Below are 16,728 nucleotides of genomic sequence, written 5' to 3'. Positions count from 1 at the left end.
CCGCTGCTTTTTGCGGTCCGCTGCAAAATCATGAAAAACATTCGAAACATTAGAATGACATAAAACAATAAAATAGTTAAGGAACGAGTCTTAAATAACTTGCCCATTTTCCCATTTAGGGCGTTTTTAGACACTCCAGGTCAAGTCCCATTTCCCGGCAAAGATTTTGAAGGGTATCCTGGGCTTTATCAAAATCGTATTCGCAAATCTCCCGGGTAAGCTGATCAACCAGGCCGTCCCTAACATCTCCCGGAATCTGATTCCTGATCTGTCTGACCATGCGAAGGGCTTGGGTATCGTTCTCGTCGAGCATTTTTTGAAGCGTTATCAGCTGCAGTTTGAGCGCACCAGGGGCCGAGGCAGGGCCATCCTGTGATTGTTTTAGTCCGTCCTTACCTGTTTCAAGGCGATTGATTTCCTGAATAACTTCTGAAAGACAGGCAGAAAAATCAGGCAGCAGGGCCATGGCCGCCTGAATGTCTTTGTTTTTGAGTGCATCGTCCAGACGTGTTGCTGATTCAAAAACAAGGGTTGCGCTGATATTGCCTGAAACGCCTTTAACAGTATGGGCAAGTCTTTTCGCGGTTTCCATATCCTTGGCGATCAGGGCCTGGTGAATTTTATCTGCCGTATCTGCCTGATTCCCGGCAAATTTTTTTAAAAGATTCCGGTACAAAAGCGTATCCCCGGCCAGGCGATCCAGCCCCTCCTGGATGTTAATGCCCGGCACAGGCCCCAAATTTTCAGATAATGCGCCACTGTCAACTTCTTTCTTGGGCGGGGATTTCCTTCCCTGGCCAGATCTTTCTCTGGCAGGCTTTATCCATGTTCTCAACGTATTGAGCAGCTCCTTGACATCAATGGGTTTGGCCACATGAACATTCATTCCCGCAGCCAGGGCTTTTTCCCTGTCACCAGCCATGGCATTGGCTGTCATGGCGATAATGGGCAGGGCCTTAAACCCCGGCAGTTGTCGGATTTCACGGCTGGCGGTGTAACCGTCCATTTCCGGCATGTTGATATCCATGAGCACAGCGTCATATTCTGTTTTCTGCACAGCCTCCAGTGCCACAACGCCATTCTCTGCCAGATCCACAACAAAACCATTTTTTTCCAGAATTCCCCTGGCCACCTGCTGATTCACCTCGTTGTCTTCGACCAGCAGAAGTTTTGCGCCCCGGATTTCCGCCACGCTGGGAAACGGCTCTTTATGCTGCGCAAAAGCGCGTGGATGCATTTTTTCTCCCAGTGCCGTCATGATTGCATCGGACAATAAAGACGGAAAAACCGGTTTAACCAGATAGCCGTCAAGTCCCAGGCGATTGGCTTTATGCATCAGTTCCTCCCGGGCATAGGCCGAAACCATGATAACCGAAGGGATCTTGCCTCCCAAATCGGTTTTTATCTTTTCAGAGGCTTGCAGTCCATCCATTCCCGGCATCTGCCAGTCCATGAGCACCAGGTCAAAGGGATCACCCTGTTTGCGGGCCATCACCAGCACCTCCAGACCGGCCTCTGCACTGTCAGCCTGGACCACCTTGAAGGACATGGCCTTAAGCATTTTTTCCAGCACCGTACGGGAGATGTGATTATCATCCACCACCAGGACTTTTTTCTTTGGGATGTCGGCGGCGGCAAAGCGGGATGCAATCGTTTGTGAGCCAATACGCTTTAAACGGACGGTGAAAATAAAGGTGCTGCCCTGGCCATATTCGCTTTGCACCCGGATATGGCCGTTCATCATTTCCACCAGGGATTTGCAGATAAACAGGCCCAGGCCTGTGCCCCCGTATTTGCGGGTGGTGGTGGAATCTGCCTGGGAAAAGGCCTGAAATAATTTGCCCTGCTCGGCTTGGGTCAGTCCGATGCCGGTGTCCTGGACGTAAAACTCAAGCCGGGCCTCATCTGCATCTTCGTCAAGCAAGGCACACCCCAAAACAATCTCCCCTTTTTTTGTAAACTTTACCGCATTATTGGTCAGATTGAGAAGAATCTGGCCCAGCCGGATGGGATCCCCTATAAGACTACGGGGAATGTTGGGATCAATGTTATATATCACCTCAAGGCCCTTTTCCTGGGCCTTGATCCCCACAAGATTGGTAACGGTATCCAGAACATCTTCCAGAAAAAATTCAATGGACTCCATGCTGAGTTTACCGGCCTCAATCTTGCTGAAATCAAGGATATCGTTGATAACGCCGATGAGCGCCTTGGACCCGTTTTGAATTTTATGGAGATAATCGTACTGGCGTGAATCTGGCTCTGTCTGAAGGGCCAGATGGGCAAAGCCGATGATGGCATTGAGCGGGGTGCGGATTTCATGGCTCATGTTGGCCAGAAAATCACTTTTGGCCTTTGTGGCTTCTTCGGCCACCTGCCTTGCCTCTTCCAGTTCAAGGGTCCGCTCTTTTACCAGGTCTTCCAGGTGATCCCGGTAGGTTTCAAGTTCTTTTTCCGCCTCCTTGATCCAGGTAATATCCTTGGCAATGGATGCGATGCCTAAATGTTTGCCTTTGTCGTCCTTTAATAGGGAATAGGTCAGCAGATGGGGAAGGACGATCCCATCCTTTCGGGTCCGGCTGCCCTCGATATTTTTTAATACTTCTCCCTTGATACAGCGCTGGTAAAGGGTGCTGCCCCTGATCTCAGCTTCTTCCGAGGCAAGGATCCCGATATATTTACCCAGAAGCTCTTCCCTGGAATATCCGTAAACCTCAATGGTGGCTTCATTCAGATCCATGATGTTTCCGGAAAGATCCGTGATCAGAATCGGATCCGAGCTGTCTTCAAAAACCTTGGATAACAGGCGAAGCCCCTGTTCCGCCTTTATTTGCTTTGTAATATCCTTGGCCGCGCCCGCAAGCCCTATGATATAGCCGTTTTTGTCCAGGACCGGTTCATAGGCGCAGGAAACCCAGACCTGACTGCCGTCCTTGCGCCGGACACGGATCTGTGCCTCCTGACGGCCTCCCCCTTCAAGGGCCGCGTCTGTGAGATTTCTATAAGCATCCCAGTCCCGTTTATCGTATATTTGAAAAGGATAGTCATCCATCTCCATACACTCGGCCACAGTATAACCTGTTACTCTTTCAACGGCCTGATTCACCCAGACCAGTTTGCCGTCAAGATCCCGCCAGGATTGCCAGTCGTGGGTATGCTCCGATATAATTCGCAGCTGCTCCTGGGAGCGGGTAATTTTTTCAAGCAGAGTGTACCGTTCTGTAATATCCATGGTCAGGCCTGCGATTTCGGATACCTGATTCTGGGCATCCCATTCCACGACCTGTCCTGCGGAATGGATCCATATCCATCCGGATTGTTTACGGCGCAGCCGGTAATCTCTTTTTAAGGTTGTTTCACCTGAAAAAAATCGCTGAAATGCGTCATCAAGCAATGCAATATCATCCGGGTGAACAAAAGAAAAAAAGTGATCCAGGGTCAGCGGTGCCTCCTGTTCTGAATAACCTGCGGAAACAAAAATCTGTAATGAACTATACGTAATTTTCCGGGACTGCATGTTGATCTGCCAATGATAGGCGTTGGCTGCATTCAGGGCAAAGCGGAGGCGTTCTTCGCTTTTTAATAATAGTTTTTCAGTCTGCTGGCGTTTGACAATCTCTTTTTTCAATCTCCTGTTGACGATTAACACCACCCCAATGATGACCAGGAAAATAAGGACGGCAGGGATTGCCACCTCCAGAACTTTATGCCAGGCCATCTTCTTTTCATAATCAAGGGAGATCCATCGGTTGCGGATGGCAGTTGTTTCCCGGGGTGTCAAAGAGGCAACGGCTTGATCCAGGATACCGGCAAGCACTGGCCAGTCCTTGCGCACCCCCATACGAAGCTGAGTTTCTAAGCCTTCCAGAGCCGCCGCAATCTTCAGCTGGTTTAAGTTGTATCTTTTTATATGGTAACTTGCATAGGCCGCATTCACCACGTAGCCGGCAGCCCGGCCAAAGGCAACGGCCTGCAGCCCCTCCAGCGGGTTTTCCACAGGAACATAGATCAGTTCCGGATATTGCATACGCAGTTGTTTGCTGATGGAGTAAGCATCCACCACAGCAACTTTCTGGCCGTTAAAATCGGAGACTTTTTTGGATATGTTATTATTCCGGTCAACCACCAGAACATAAGGCAAATCAAGATAGGGCCGGGTGAACGCAAGATAGCTTGCCCGTTCCTTTGTCTTTGCCAGGCCGGCCACACAATCTATTTGCCTGTTTTCGGCCGCCTTTAGTATTTGTGCCCATGAAAGCCGGGAACCGTCTTCTTTTTCCATACGTTTAAAGCTCACCTGAAGACGGCTTGCGATCAATTCAACATAGTCGGCAATTATTCCCTGGGATTGTCCCTGGCCATCGATAAAATCAAAGGGGGGACGGTCAGACGCCATCCCGAGTCTGATCACCGGATGGGCTTTAAGCCATTGCAGCTCTTCCTGGGTCAGCGATTTAAGAAAATCACCGGTATCGCTATCATGGGCATGGCAATGGTCTGGAATACTATATAACAGCAGGAAAAAAATTACGAAAATAAATTTGTACATAAGCCGCATTATCGTATCCTGACATTACCTTTCTTTGGGTGGGGACTAATTTGTTCACAGAAGATTTAATTGGATCAACAAAGGGTTTATCTATTGTGACAAAAATACCAGAATCAACGCGTTGAGTAAAGCTGAATCATGGTGCATGGTTGTGTTTTACCGGATTGATTTTATTAAATAATGTTTGAACTAAAAGTCACCCACCTGCGGCGTTGGCCCAATGACCACATAGCTGCATAAAGTGCCATCTTTTGACAAATGCAGATATCTTGGTATTCTGTATCTCCAATTTCGATGGAGGGCTGACATGAAAAGAGTCTGGGATACAGATGAATTGGTGAATATCTGGGGTTTAACTTATGACGAACGTCAATTACTGAAAACGAAACCACCTCGAAATCATCTTGGTTTTACGATTCAACTCAAATATTACCAATATTCTGGTAGATTCATAAAAAGTCACAGCGAAATTGCAGAGACATCACTCCTCTACTTATCAGAACAACTTGAAGTGCCGGTGACAGATATTGATGATTATGATTGGGATGGTCGATCAGGAAAACGTCACCGAACCGAAATTTTATCATTTCTTGGAATTAATCGGCTCTCGGAACCAGTTAAAGAGTCTTTTTCTAAATGGCTTGTAAACGAAATTTATCCCCAGGGACAGACAATTCCTGAAGCAATAAATCTGGCATATAATTGGTTCAAAAACCACCAGACAGAAAGCCTTATCGATGCTGTTCTGAATCGACTTGCCCGGGCAGCGGTCAACCAGCATGAAAACAGGCTCTTTGGAAAAATAATTCGATCCCTATTAATCTATAACCATATAAACCCTTACGGAATTTTTGAGTTGGATATGGATCTGAGGTTGCCGATTGAGTATGCAACAGCATAACAATGATACTAAGATAAGGCAGAAATAGAATGGTCAACATGAAATTTAAATGTAACGGAATGATATCACATATCCCAAGGCGATCAATAAGATTCAAAATTTTTCTGGTAAGCCTTCTGCCAACGATTGCGCTGATCGCAGCCGCATTTCTTAATCATCAATATCTAACAATCCTGGGAGAAAGCGCAGAACAAATCCTGTCCAAAAACTACAAAAGCATTAAGGCAGCCCAGGAGAGCAGAAAATTATTGGAAGAGATACGAAATCTTTTTCTTGCCCCGGTTAACAGAGAAGCGCGTTTAGCGGATATCCCTCCGGAGCTTGTAAAAAAAATTTCTGATGCGCTTGATATCTGTAGAGACAACATCACGGAAAAGGGTGAACTTGAACTCATTGAACAACTGCTCCAAAGTTATTCTCAATATAAAAAAGCAGTTTCTCTCTTGGACAAAAGAAGATCAAAAGTATGGGAGCAGGAAATTTTCGACATATTTGCCATTACGGCAGAGATGATTCTGACGATTGATGAGCTTGTCTCGGTTAATGAGCAGGCTATGGAGCGGGCCGAAATAGAGACCCGGACCCTTGCAGGGCAGGCCCAGAGAAATGCCGTGGTGTTCTTCGGGATTGTTATTGTAACCCTGTTGAGTTTAAATTATTTTTTTTCACACAGAATCGCAATGCCTATTATTAAATTGGCCGATCAACTGTCCACAATTAAAGAAGGAAGTGGCGATTATCCCAATATGCCTGTAAAAACCAATGATGAAATCGGGGTTCTTGCCGGAGCGTTCAATCAACTTTTCAAACGGATTTCACACTATGACAATCACCGGGATAATATTATTGCTGCAGAAAAAGAGAAGGTGCGACAGAGCGAGGAGGCAAAAGGCAAATTCATTGCCGATATCTCCCATCAGTTGAAAACGCCTATGACATCATTAAGCATGAGCCTGGGTCTGCTGCAGAGCCGAGGGGAAAAGTTAATCCCGGAAAAACAAAAAAAGCTCTATGATACGGCTATTGACGATTGTTCGAGACTGGCTTCTCTGATTAATGAGCTGGTGGATGTTTCCCGCCTCGAAACCATGTCCCAGCCTCGCCCTAAAGAGACCCTGGATATTAAGATGGTGATCACCGAGTCTGTCACCCCCTTGATAAAACAGGCTGAGAGAAAAGGGCTTTCAATTCATTTGGATATTCCGGATAATTTGCCTGACGTCACCATTGACTCCTTTCGATTTCCCTGGGTCATAACAAACTTGATTGGAAATGCGCTGAGGTATACCTCAAAAGGAGGAGTTGTACTTTTCAAGGCCTACCGGCAGGGGCAACGATGCTATTTCCAATGTTCCGATACGGGAGAAGGAATAAAGCCTGAATATATTCCACATATTTTTGACCGCTTCACCCAATTTTCAGAACGGGGGAAAAGCGGCACTGTCGGTCTGGGACTGGCCATTGTAAAAGATATCATTGACCAGCACGGCGGAGATATCAAGGTAAAAAGCCGAGTGGGTGAAGGAACGAGCTTTACATTCTGGATACCCGGTAGCATCAAGGAGAATACAGATGAATAAAGTCCTGATCATTGACGACGATTCCAATATTGTGACGACACTGGAGATTTATTTTGAAGAGAATAACTTTGAGGTCTTCAGCGCAGAAACCGCAGAAAAAGGGCTTGCGTGTGCTAAGAGCCGGCTTCCTGATTTAATCCTGCTGGATCTGAAACTGCCTGACAAAAGCGGCCTGGATGTTCTCCAGGAAATTATTGAAAGCGGAATCAAAACTCAGGTGCTGATGATTACGGCATATGCCAGTATAGAAACTGCTGTAAATGCAGTAAAAATGGGGGCTTTTGACTATCTACCAAAGCCTTTTGTACCGGGGCAGTTGGATCTTGTGCTGGAAAAAATTAAGCGGTTCAGTCAAATGGAAAACGAAATTGCGTCCCTCAAGGGCATCTTCTCCGAAGGCGGTTTTATAACCCGCAATCCAAGGCTTCTGAAAATTCTTAAAACAGCAAGGCAGGCTTCGGACTCTGATGCCACCATACTCATCGGCGGTGAGAGCGGAACCGGTAAAAGCCTTCTGGCCAGGCTTATTCATGACTGGAGCCCCCGATCGGAAAAACCCTTTGTCGTGGTGGACTGTGCCGCCTTTCAGGAAAATCTGTTGGAGAGTGATCTTTTCGGCCATGTTAAGGGAGCCTTTACCGGGGCGGTCAAGAATAAGCTTGGCAAACTCAAGATAGCGGACGGGGGAACAGTTTTTCTTGACGAGGTGTCTGAAATCCCGAAATCGATTCAGGGGAAACTGCTCCGTTTTATTCAGGAGCATGCGTATGAATGTATTGGAGATCCGGAGGCAAGATCTGTGGATGTTCGTATCATTGCAGCAACCAACAGAGACCTGGAAGCCCTGGTCGAGGATGGTGCCTTCAGAAAGGACCTTTACTTCCGTCTCAATGTGATGGAGCTTTTTCTGCCCCCGCTCAGGGACCGCCCGGAGGACATAAAGCTGCTGTCCGAAATGTTATTAAAAAAATCCTCACGGGTAAACGGGAAAACGATCCGAAGTATGAACCAGGCTGCACTTGAACGATTTCAGGCTTACCCCTGGCCGGGTAATGTCAGAGAGCTTTCCAATATCATTGAGCGGGCCGTAATTTCAGCCGGTGGTAAGGTGCTCACAGAAAAAGATCTATCCCCCGGTATATTAAACTATAATCCGGACCAGGCTACGCATGAAAAATTGGAATGTCTGGCTGAAATTGAAAAACAGCATATCCGGAACGTCATTCTGAACACGGTATCCCTTGACGAAGCCGCAAAAATATTGGGGATTGATCCTGCAACGTTGTGGAGAAAAAGAAAAAAATACCAGCTTGACTGATTCAAAAAAGTTTATTCTTATGCCTTCAGTGTCAGACGTGCCAGGTAGATGGTATAAACAATGTAAACCAATAACAGCATAAGCCCCTCTATCCTGTTTATCCGGCCGGGCCTTCCCCTGAAACCAAACCCGATAATGAAAAGGGATAGGGTTAATCCCGTCATCACCACCGTATCCCTGACAAGGGCTTCGGCAGGGATTTCAAAGGGATGAATGACACCGGCGATTCCGACAACCGCTAATGTATTGAACAGATTGGACCCTAAAACATTGCCAAGGGCAATATCGTGCTCTCCTTTTTTTACAGAAAGGATCGAGGATGCAAGTTCAGGAAGAGAAGTGCCCAGGGCAACAACGGTAAGGCCGATGATCATATCACTGACGCCTAAAAACATTGCAATTTGCACAGCCCCCCAGACCAGAATCCGTGAACTGATGATCAGAAGAACCAGCCCGATAAAAAGCCATAAAACAGCTTTGCCTAAAGGCCTTTGATCGGATTTCAACTCCCGCTCCATTTCCATGCCCATGGGATCTGCTTTTTGATGGATTCCCTGTTGGAGTGTCCAAGAAAGGAGACCGATAAAAAGAACCAACAGTATGATTCCATCAATCAAAGATATTCGAAGATCCATTAAAAGGACAATGGAAACGCCCGTAATGATTGTAAGAATGGGAAGTTCTTTTCTCAATATGTTGGAGCGAAACATAATCGGATTGATCAGGGCGGTAATCCCTAAAATTAATCCAATGTTGGCAATGTTCGACCCGTATGCATTTCCTATGGCGATACCGGGGCTGTTCTTCAATGCGGCCAGTGCAGAAACAAGCATTTCCGGGGTAGATGTGCCGAAACCAACAATCACCATTCCAATAATCAACGGTGGCACGCCAAAATGTCTTGCTGTTGCTGCGGCTCCTTCAACAAAGCGGTCTGCACTCCATACAAGCAGCAGCAAGCCGAATATCAGGGCCGGTAGTGCGACGGTTATATCTCCCATGTAAGTTTTATTCCTTGTTTTTTTAAGGCATTAATACGTTTTTCAATTAGGCACTCAAAATATCAGACTTAAAAACTCGTGCAAAGTGCAATACGGTTTTATTGCAAAATTCAAGGTTTTTGAATTGAACAATTTTAACTTGACGTCGAAAAAGAGCCAACCGGCTGTAAATAAACCCAAAAAATACAAAGGCATTCTTTTTGCTCAGTTCCATGGTTATGGGGACGACATAGAGGTGATTGATCAAAAAATCAGGTGGGATACATCATAATGACATTAAAAAAGAAAATTCTGACCGGCTACGGTGTGGCCTTTGCCCTCATGGGACTTGTGTTCGTATGGTCGGTTGCCAACCTCGTCTCCCTGGGCAAAGCTTCGGATGCGATCCTGAATGAGAATTACAGAAGCATCCTGGCTGCGGAAAACATGGTGGATGCCCTGGAACGTCAGGATAGCGGCATTCTTCTGATCTATCTTGGAGAGTCGGAGACAGGGATCTCACAGTTCAGGGAGAATGAAGCCTTGTTTCTGCAATGGCTGGTCCGGGCCAAGGATAACATTACCATCACGGGGGAGGCGGACTTGGTTCGTGAAATTGAGGCTGGATACCGGGCGTACCGGTACGGGTTTTCCCAATGGACCGATTTAAAGGTCCGGCCCTCCTCCGTGTCCGCCTCATACCGGAAATTCGTTTATCCCCTGTTCACAAAGGTGAGGGACGCCTGTATCGACCTGCGCCGGCTCAATGAGGACACCATGTATGCCGCCAGTGTAAAGGTCGGTGTTGTGGCCAACCGGGCGATCTGGTCCACATCATTTGTGGCGGGTGCCGCATTGGTTGTGGCCCTGATCTTCAGCCTTTTTCTCGCGGAAAGAGTGGTACGGCCGATCCGGGGCTTCATGGCGGCCTCAAGAAAGATCTCGGCTGGGGACTACGCCGTACAGGTGCCTGTGGAAACCGACGACGAACTGGGAAGCCTGGCCAGGGAGTTCAACGAGATGGCGACAAAGCTTCTCCGGTATCATGAGATGAATATCGAGCAGATCATCTCTGAAAAAAACAAGGGAGAGGCCATACTCTCAAGTATTGAGGACGGATTGGTGGTGTTTGACATCAAGCTGAACATCACCAGTATCAACCCTGCCGCAAGGGAAATGTTGGGGATGACCCTGGCGGAGACGGTCTTGCTGCAGTGCACGGATATCCTGCCCGATTCAAATCTATGCGACCTGATCCGGGAAACGATCGAAACCGGCTCTCATCCGAGTATTCCGGAGGATGAACGGATGGTTGTCCTGACTGCGGGTAACCGAACTCGGCACTGCCTGTTTTCGGTTACCGCTATCCTGGGCAAGGACCGCCGTCTTTCGGGAATCGTGCTTCTGCTCCGGGATATAACCCGGCTCAAGGAGGTTGAACAACTCAAAAGCGAATTTGTCATGGCCGCATCCCATGAGCTGCGCACCCCTCTCACCAGCCTGGGAATGAGTGTAGATCTTCTGCTGGAACACGCTGACGGTGCGCTGAAGGAAAAGGACCATGATCTCCTTCGGGCCGCCCATGAGGAGGTCCTCCGCATGAAAGCCCTTGTCAATGATCTGCTGGATCTTTCAAAGATCGAAGCCGGCCGGATCGAAATGGAATATGACAGCGTCCGGGTCGTGACCCTTTTTGAACATGTCTGGACGGTTTTTAAAGGCCAGCTGGATATGCAGGCGGTTGACCTGGTGTCGGAGATTCCCGGTGAACTGCCCAGGGTCCGGGCGGACGCAAACAAAATCACCTGGGTCCTGACCAATCTGGTTTCCAACGCCCTCCGTTATGTGGGCAGGGGCGGGCGCATCGCGCTTCGGGCCCAGAGAATCGGGCCGAATGTCCACCTGTCTGTTCAGGACAATGGGCCGGGAATCCCCCAGCCCTATCAATCGAAAATATTTCAGAAATTTGTTCAGGTTAGAGGCCGGGAAGCAGGAGGCACCGGTCTGGGGCTTGCCATCTGCAAGGAGATTGTAAGAGCCCATGCCGGTACGATTTGGGTGGATTCGTCCCCGGATACAGGAAGCACGTTCACCTTTACTTTGCCCATAAATCAATAGGAGGATGCAATGAAAACAAAATCCATACTGATCATTGACGATGAAAAAAATATACGTCTGACCATGGACCAGTCCCTGGAACCGCTGGGAATTCCCCTCCGGACAGCGGTGAACGGCGAAGAGGCGCTTCAAAAGCTGGAAGACACGCAGGCTACCCTGGTGTTCCTGGACCTGAAAATGCCGGGAATGGACGGGATGGCGGTGTTGCGCAGAATCAAGGAGGAATGGCCCGAAACCCGGGTGATCATTATTACCGCTCATGGAACGGTCGAGTCGGCTGTGGAGGCCATGAAGCTGGGTGCGGTCGATTTTATCCAGAAACCCTTCAGTCCTGCGGAAATTCGAGAGCTGGCAATCCGGATCATGGCGCGCGAGGCATTGGAAGCGGAAAGCGCGGTTGACTACTCGTCCCTCATTGAACTCACAAAGCGCTGCATTTCGGATCGGAAATTTTCCGCTGCCCGTGAAACGGCCAGAAAAGCTATCGCAGCAGACCCAGCCCATCCCGAAGCATACAATCTGCTCGGGGTACTGATAGAAATCAAGGGGGACGGATTAGAGGCCCAGAAGTTTTACCGGGCGGCGTTGGATATGGATCCGACGTTCAAATCGGCCTGGGCAAACCTTGATAGAACGACCTCCTGGCACAAGTTAGGAAAGATAGACCTGGGTCCGGACGGAAAAGAGGAGGCAGGGGAAGCTAATGAAAAATAGCAGATATATTGTGGTGGTGGGCTGCGGGCGGCTGGGGTCCCTTCTTGCGAATCGCCTCAGCCGGGACGGGAATTCGGTGGTGGTGATTGACCGGGTCGAAATTGCGCTGGACGATTTGTCCCCGGATTTCAGCGGGTTCCGGATTAACGGCGACGCCACTCACATGGCGGTACTCAAGGCGGCCAAACTGAAAAATGCCGATGTGCTCATTGCCACGACCCATGAAGACAATGTCAACCTCATGGTGGCCCAGGTCGCCCAAAAGATCTTCCGCGTCCCCCATGTCCTGGCCCGGGTTTTTGATCCCAGACGGGAGGAGGTATACGCCCAGCTGGGGATTGACACCATCTGCCCCACGTCGGTGGCCGCAGACATGTTTCTGGAGGCTGTGGCCAACGGCGGAACGCATCAAGACGGAGGGGTGTCGTGAAGATCATTATCGTCGGAGGGGGCAAACCCCTGTTTTTTCTTTGCCGTAATTTTACCGCCAAAGGATACCGGGTCACCATAATCAACCGGGATAAGGGCGAATGTGTGCTGTTGAGCCGTCAACTCACGGCCACGGTCCTGTGCGGAGACGGCAGTGACCCGGAAATTCTCAAAGAGGCCGGTGCAATGGGTGCGGACGCAGTACTGGCGGTCACTCCCAATGATCAGGACAACCTGGTGATCTGCCAGCTGGCCACCCTTAAATTCGGCGTGCCCAAAGCGATTGCCCTGGCCAATGATCCGGATAATGCCGAGACATTTGAAAGGCTTGGCGTTTCCGCCTTCTCAACCACCCGGATCGTCGGCAGCCTGATTGAACAGCGGGCATCCATGGAACAGATTCTCAACCTGCTGCCCGTGGGTGAAGGCCGGGTCAATGTGACGGAAATTGTTCTGGAGGCAGGCTCCCCTGTGGCAGGCAAGCAGCTCAAGGATATCGATCTTCCTGAAAACGCCCTGATCGCGGTTGTTATACGGGATAATCGCCCCATGGTCCCCGGGGGAGAAAACGACCTTTTGGCAGGAGACCGCATCGTGCTGATCACCCTGCCGGAGAACCACGGTCCAGCCTTAAAGGTGCTGACCGGAGAGGAAAGGTAGTAGAGAGGAGGCCTTATGCGGGAAAAAGAATATCTGAAAAAACGCTATGCTGCCATGTTTTCTTCAATCGGCATGATTCTCCTTCTGTCCGGAGGGCTGATGCTGACGCCGCTTCTTATCCTGGTATCCAACCCCGAAGAATCGGCCCATGTTCTGTGGTTCTGTCTTCCCGCAGGAGGCCTTATCATTCTGGGAGGAATCCTGTGGCGGCTGTTCCGGTCAGAGGCCAACACAACCTTGTCGGTACAGGAGGGGGGCATTATCGTTATCGTGGGCTGGATGACGGTCATCCTTTTCTCTGCCTGGCCCTTTGCCTCTGTTCTGGGGCTGCCGTTTTCCCGGGCGATTTTCGAGTCCATGAGCGGCTGGACGACCACGGGACTGTCGGTTGTGGATGTCACGGCCGCAGGCCCGATGGTACTGCTCTGGCGCAGCATTATCCAATTGGCGGGCGGTGCAGGCCTGGCCATTATCATGATGTCGGCCATTGTCGGCCCCTCCGGAGTCGGCATTTCCAGGGCCGAGGGACGAGGCGACCAGCTGGTGCCCCATGTCAGGCAGTCAGCCCGCCTTGTTTTGATCATTTATTCCGCCTATGCCGGGGCAGGGTCTCTGGCCTACTGGGCGGCAGGGATGTCTCCTTTCGATGCAGCGAACCACGCCTTTGCCGCCGTGTCCACAGGCGGATTTTCAACAAGAGTGGAAAGCATCGGATACTGGAACACCCTCCGTGTCGAAGCAGTCACCCTGTCCCTCATGGTGCTGGGCAACCTGAGCTTTGTGACCGCCTGGTTCCTGTGGCGGGGGAAATTAGGCGTGGTGTTTAAAAACGGTGAAATCCGCCTCCAGGCCGTCTTGATACCGCTGGCTGCCACAGCCGCCTTCATCTGGACCTGTCAGGCCCTCTATCCTCACATGGGCAAGGCGGTGCGGGTTGCTGTGTTTGAAACTGTGTCGGCGCTTACAACCACGGGGTTTTCAACGGTCGGATACGGCAACTGGAATGCCTTTGGCGTGGCCCTCATGACCGCTCTGATGCTGATTGGCGGGGGCACATGTTCCACGGCCGGGGGAATCAAGCAGTTCCGTATCTATCTTCTGTTTAAGATGCTGGTTTGGGATATCAAGCACCACCTCATTCCAAAGACCGCTGTGGCGGAACTCCCGGTATGGGAAGGAAACCAGCGTGTTTTTATGAATGACACCGGGCTGCGGCAGGTGACGATGTTTGTCTTCCTTTACATGACCACCTATGGGTTGGGTGTTATGGTGCTCTGTGCCTATGGCTACACCCTGAGAGATTCCCTTTTCGAATTCGCCTCTGCCCTGGGCACCGTCGGGCTTTCCATAGGGATAACTTCCGCGGCCATGCCCGACGGTGCCTTGTGGGCGGAAATCCTGGCCATGTTTTTTGGCCGGCTTGAATTCATTGTGATCATCGTAAGCCTTCTCAAAATCAGCCGGGATATGCGCGTGACAGGCCCGGTGGTCCATGGCTTTGTTCAACGGCACAGCCATACCAACTAGGAAATTGGAAAAATGTCATCAAACTCAAAAAAAATATTGATCTGCTGGCTGCTTCCGGATCAGAGGCCTCAAATCCGGGACTTCTGTGACATATCCGTCAGCCCCTTAAGCTGCTTGAGCCAGGCGACATCAAACCATCCGGATCTGATTGTCATCTTTTTTAACACCAGGGACATCCAGGGGCACAAAGAGGTGATTGAATTTTGCAAGATCCTTAAGGAACATCCGTTGACAACAAAGGTAAAGGTGGCGGTTTTCTTGGAAAGACTCCACCAAAAACTCATTTTAGGACTGACACAGACCGGCGTGGATTTTGTCAATATTCATACCGGTATTGAATCGGACAGTATCGGGAAAAATATTTGTCAATTATGGAAATCTCATTCCCTTATGCCGGCACAAAGCGTTTTGGAAAAACTTTGCCCTTTTCTTAAGTACCTGCCAAGCGGGGATCAATACGAGTTCCCGGTCTGCGGCGCTTATCGAAACAGGATGTTTTTAGGGGGCTACCGGCTTCATGAAATATGCCATACCATGAATCACCATCACTGTGAATATTACATGAACCCCAAGGTGGTATCATGACTGTGCGACGCAAGCTGTTAAAACTGCATCCGGCTGCACTGGTTCTGATCAGCTTTCTGGCTCTCATTCTGATCGGCACACTTTTATTGCGCCTACCGGTTTCTTCAAAAGAAGGGCCGTTACAGATCATAGACGCCTTATTTACCTCGACCTCGGCAGTCTGTGTTACCGGACTGGTTGTGGTGGATACCGGAACCCGGTTCACCCTTTTCGGCCAAATCATTATTCTCGCTCTCATCCAGATCGGGGGGCTGGGGGTCATGACGCTCTCCGTGCTCCTCTTCTGGATGATCGGCAGGAAAACCTTCTATCACCAGCGGATGGCGGTACAGGATATGTTTTTGCACACGCCTCACGATGATATTTTCAAAATCGTCAAAAACATTATCTATATGACTTTTTGCATCGAAACTGCCGGTGCCGTTTTTTTAACGATTTACTGGAGCCGGACCCTGCCGGTTAATGAAGCCGTCTATACCGCTGTCTTCCATGCCATATCCGCCTTTTGTAATGCCGGTTTTTCCCTGTTCCCGGACAGCCTTTCAACCTTCGCAGGCAGTTACCTTCTAAATTTTACCGTCTGTATGCTTATTGTGACCGGCGGCATCGGCTTTTCGGTACTATATGAATTTAAAAACTGGATAAAGCTCAGAAAGAAAAAACGGTTTCGATTTTCTGTGCAGACCAAGACCGTATTGTTGACCACGGCCATTCTGATTTTTGGTGGTACGGTTTGGTTATTCGTGCTTGAACGACACGGGGCTCTGGAAGGCAAAGCCCCGGCATACCAATTCCTGGTTGCCCTGTTTCAATCCATTACCTGCCGGACGGCGGGGTTCAATACCGTTGATATTTCTGCGCTTAACGAGGCAACCATCACCATGATGCTGGTTCTGATGTTCTTCGGGGCCTCACCAGGGTCCTGCGGGGGCGGCGTGAAAACAACCACCCTGGCATTGCTGACCGCTACTACCATCACCCGGATCAAGCGGATGCGGCGGGTGAATCTGTTTAAAAAAAGCATTCCGGATGAAACCGTTCGCCGCTGCACAACCCTGATCCTGGTCTCGGTTGGAGTCATCGGCATGGTCTTGTTCATGATTCTTTCAGAAGGGGCTATCACAGAGCAAACCGTCCGTGGCGCATTCCTGTCTTATCTCTTCGAAGTGGTATCTGCCTTTGGGACTGTCGGGCTCTCTCTCGGGGTCACAGCGGATTTAAGTGTATGGGGGAAATCCTGGATTGTTATAACCATGATTATTGGCAGAGTTGGAATTTTAACCTTCTCGTACATCATTATCGGAACCAATCCAACAAACGGTTTTGAACGGGCCGAAGAGAACATGATGATCGGATAAACAGGAGAT

The 16,728-nt window shown here is 49.5% G+C and carries 12 protein-coding genes; 10 read left to right on the top strand and 2 right to left on the bottom strand.

Translation table 11 applies throughout. The features are described from left to right. Nucleotides 1-115 precede the first annotated feature (115 nt). Nucleotides 116-4,549, bottom strand: a complete 4,434-nt coding sequence (locus Q366_RS19930; protein WP_169742912.1) for a response regulator — start codon at nucleotides 4,547-4,549, stop codon at nucleotides 116-118. A gap of 307 nt (nucleotides 4,550-4,856) precedes the next feature. Here Q366_RS19930 and Q366_RS00315 point away from each other — a divergent pair, with 307 nt between their 5' ends. The 3 genes from Q366_RS00315 to Q366_RS00305 are packed head-to-tail and all read left to right on the top strand — an operon-like array spanning nucleotide 4,857 to nucleotide 8,348. Next, nucleotides 4,857-5,450: a DUF4158 domain-containing protein gene (locus Q366_RS00315; protein WP_035235285.1), complete on the top strand. Its 594-nt coding sequence runs from the start codon at nucleotides 4,857-4,859 to the stop codon at nucleotides 5,448-5,450. A gap of 59 nt (nucleotides 5,451-5,509) precedes the next feature. Continuing rightward, entirely contained in the window at nucleotides 5,510-7,030 is a 1,521-nt protein-coding gene (locus Q366_RS00310) for a HAMP domain-containing sensor histidine kinase (protein ID WP_169742911.1), read from the top strand. Then, entirely contained in the window at nucleotides 7,023-8,348 is a 1,326-nt protein-coding gene (locus Q366_RS00305) for a sigma-54-dependent transcriptional regulator (protein ID WP_035235281.1), read from the top strand. Before Q366_RS00310 ends, Q366_RS00305 begins: the two co-directional genes overlap by 8 nt. 17 nt (nucleotides 8,349-8,365) lie before the next feature. Here Q366_RS00305 and Q366_RS00300 read toward each other — a convergent pair whose 3' ends face one another. Then, a complete protein-coding gene (locus Q366_RS00300) occupies nucleotides 8,366-9,349 on the bottom strand; it encodes a calcium/sodium antiporter (RefSeq protein ID WP_084691639.1) in 984 nt (327 codons plus the stop codon). A 270-nt stretch (nucleotides 9,350-9,619) separates the two neighbouring features. Here Q366_RS00300 and Q366_RS00290 point away from each other — a divergent pair, with 270 nt between their 5' ends. The 7 genes from Q366_RS00290 to Q366_RS00260 are packed head-to-tail and all read left to right on the top strand — an operon-like array spanning nucleotide 9,620 to nucleotide 16,719. Further along, complete coding sequence (locus Q366_RS00290; protein WP_035235277.1) at nucleotides 9,620-11,446, top strand: sensor histidine kinase; 1,827 nt, start codon at nucleotides 9,620-9,622, stop codon at nucleotides 11,444-11,446. Between the two features lie 9 nt (nucleotides 11,447-11,455). Further along, entirely contained in the window at nucleotides 11,456-12,160 is a 705-nt protein-coding gene (locus tag Q366_RS00285; RefSeq protein WP_035235275.1) for a sigma-54-dependent transcriptional regulator, read from the top strand. Beyond that, the gene (locus Q366_RS00280) at nucleotides 12,150-12,590 is read left to right on the top strand and encodes a potassium channel family protein (protein ID WP_035235273.1); all 441 of its coding nucleotides are present in this window, start codon (nucleotides 12,150-12,152) and stop codon (nucleotides 12,588-12,590) included. The genes Q366_RS00285 and Q366_RS00280 overlap by 11 nt, the downstream gene beginning before the upstream one ends. After that, entirely contained in the window at nucleotides 12,587-13,249 is a 663-nt protein-coding gene (locus Q366_RS00275) for a potassium channel family protein (protein ID WP_035235271.1), read from the top strand. Before Q366_RS00280 ends, Q366_RS00275 begins: the two co-directional genes overlap by 4 nt. Nucleotides 13,250-13,264: 15 nt before the next feature. Then, nucleotides 13,265-14,776 carry a TrkH family potassium uptake protein gene (locus Q366_RS00270; RefSeq protein WP_051957723.1) on the top strand — a complete coding sequence of 504 codons (1,512 nt, stop codon included), beginning with the start codon at nucleotides 13,265-13,267 and terminating at the stop codon, nucleotides 14,774-14,776. A 12-nt stretch (nucleotides 14,777-14,788) separates the two neighbouring features. Beyond that, on the top strand, nucleotides 14,789-15,361 hold the full coding sequence (locus tag Q366_RS00265) for a hypothetical protein (RefSeq protein WP_035235269.1): 573 nt from the start codon (nucleotides 14,789-14,791) through the stop codon (nucleotides 15,359-15,361). After that, a complete protein-coding gene (locus tag Q366_RS00260) occupies nucleotides 15,358-16,719 on the top strand; it encodes a TrkH family potassium uptake protein (protein ID WP_035235267.1) in 1,362 nt (453 codons plus the stop codon). Before Q366_RS00265 ends, Q366_RS00260 begins: the two co-directional genes overlap by 4 nt. Nucleotides 16,720-16,728 lie beyond the last annotated feature (9 nt).

It is taken from the genome of Desulfobacter vibrioformis DSM 8776, assembly GCF_000745975.1.
In the GTDB taxonomy this organism is placed as follows: Bacteria; Desulfobacterota; Desulfobacteria; order Desulfobacterales; family Desulfobacteraceae; genus Desulfobacter; species Desulfobacter vibrioformis.
The sequence above is the reverse complement of the archived record's forward strand: the minus strand, read 5'-3'. Positions and strand labels throughout refer to the sequence as shown.

Bases quoted from the DNA above. Each gene is read 5' to 3' on its own strand.
- Q366_RS19930 (WP_169742912.1), bottom strand. From the start codon at position 4,549: ATGTACAAATTTATTTTCGTAATTTTTTTCCTGCTGTTATATAGTATT.
- Q366_RS00315 (WP_035235285.1), top strand. From the start codon at position 4,857: ATGAAAAGAGTCTGGGATACAGATGAATTGGTGAATATCTGGGGTTTA.
- Q366_RS00310 (WP_169742911.1), top strand. From the start codon at position 5,510: ATGATATCACATATCCCAAGGCGATCAATAAGATTCAAAATTTTTCTG.
- Q366_RS00305 (WP_035235281.1), top strand. From the start codon at position 7,023: ATGAATAAAGTCCTGATCATTGACGACGATTCCAATATTGTGACGACA.
- Q366_RS00300 (WP_084691639.1), bottom strand. From the start codon at position 9,349: ATGGGAGATATAACCGTCGCACTACCGGCCCTGATATTCGGCTTGCTG.
- Q366_RS00290 (WP_035235277.1), top strand. From the start codon at position 9,620: ATGACATTAAAAAAGAAAATTCTGACCGGCTACGGTGTGGCCTTTGCC.
- Q366_RS00285 (WP_035235275.1), top strand. From the start codon at position 11,456: ATGAAAACAAAATCCATACTGATCATTGACGATGAAAAAAATATACGT.
- Q366_RS00280 (WP_035235273.1), top strand. From the start codon at position 12,150: ATGAAAAATAGCAGATATATTGTGGTGGTGGGCTGCGGGCGGCTGGGG.
- Q366_RS00270 (WP_051957723.1), top strand. From the start codon at position 13,265: ATGCGGGAAAAAGAATATCTGAAAAAACGCTATGCTGCCATGTTTTCT.
- Q366_RS00265 (WP_035235269.1), top strand. From the start codon at position 14,789: ATGTCATCAAACTCAAAAAAAATATTGATCTGCTGGCTGCTTCCGGAT.
- Q366_RS00260 (WP_035235267.1), top strand. From the start codon at position 15,358: ATGACTGTGCGACGCAAGCTGTTAAAACTGCATCCGGCTGCACTGGTT.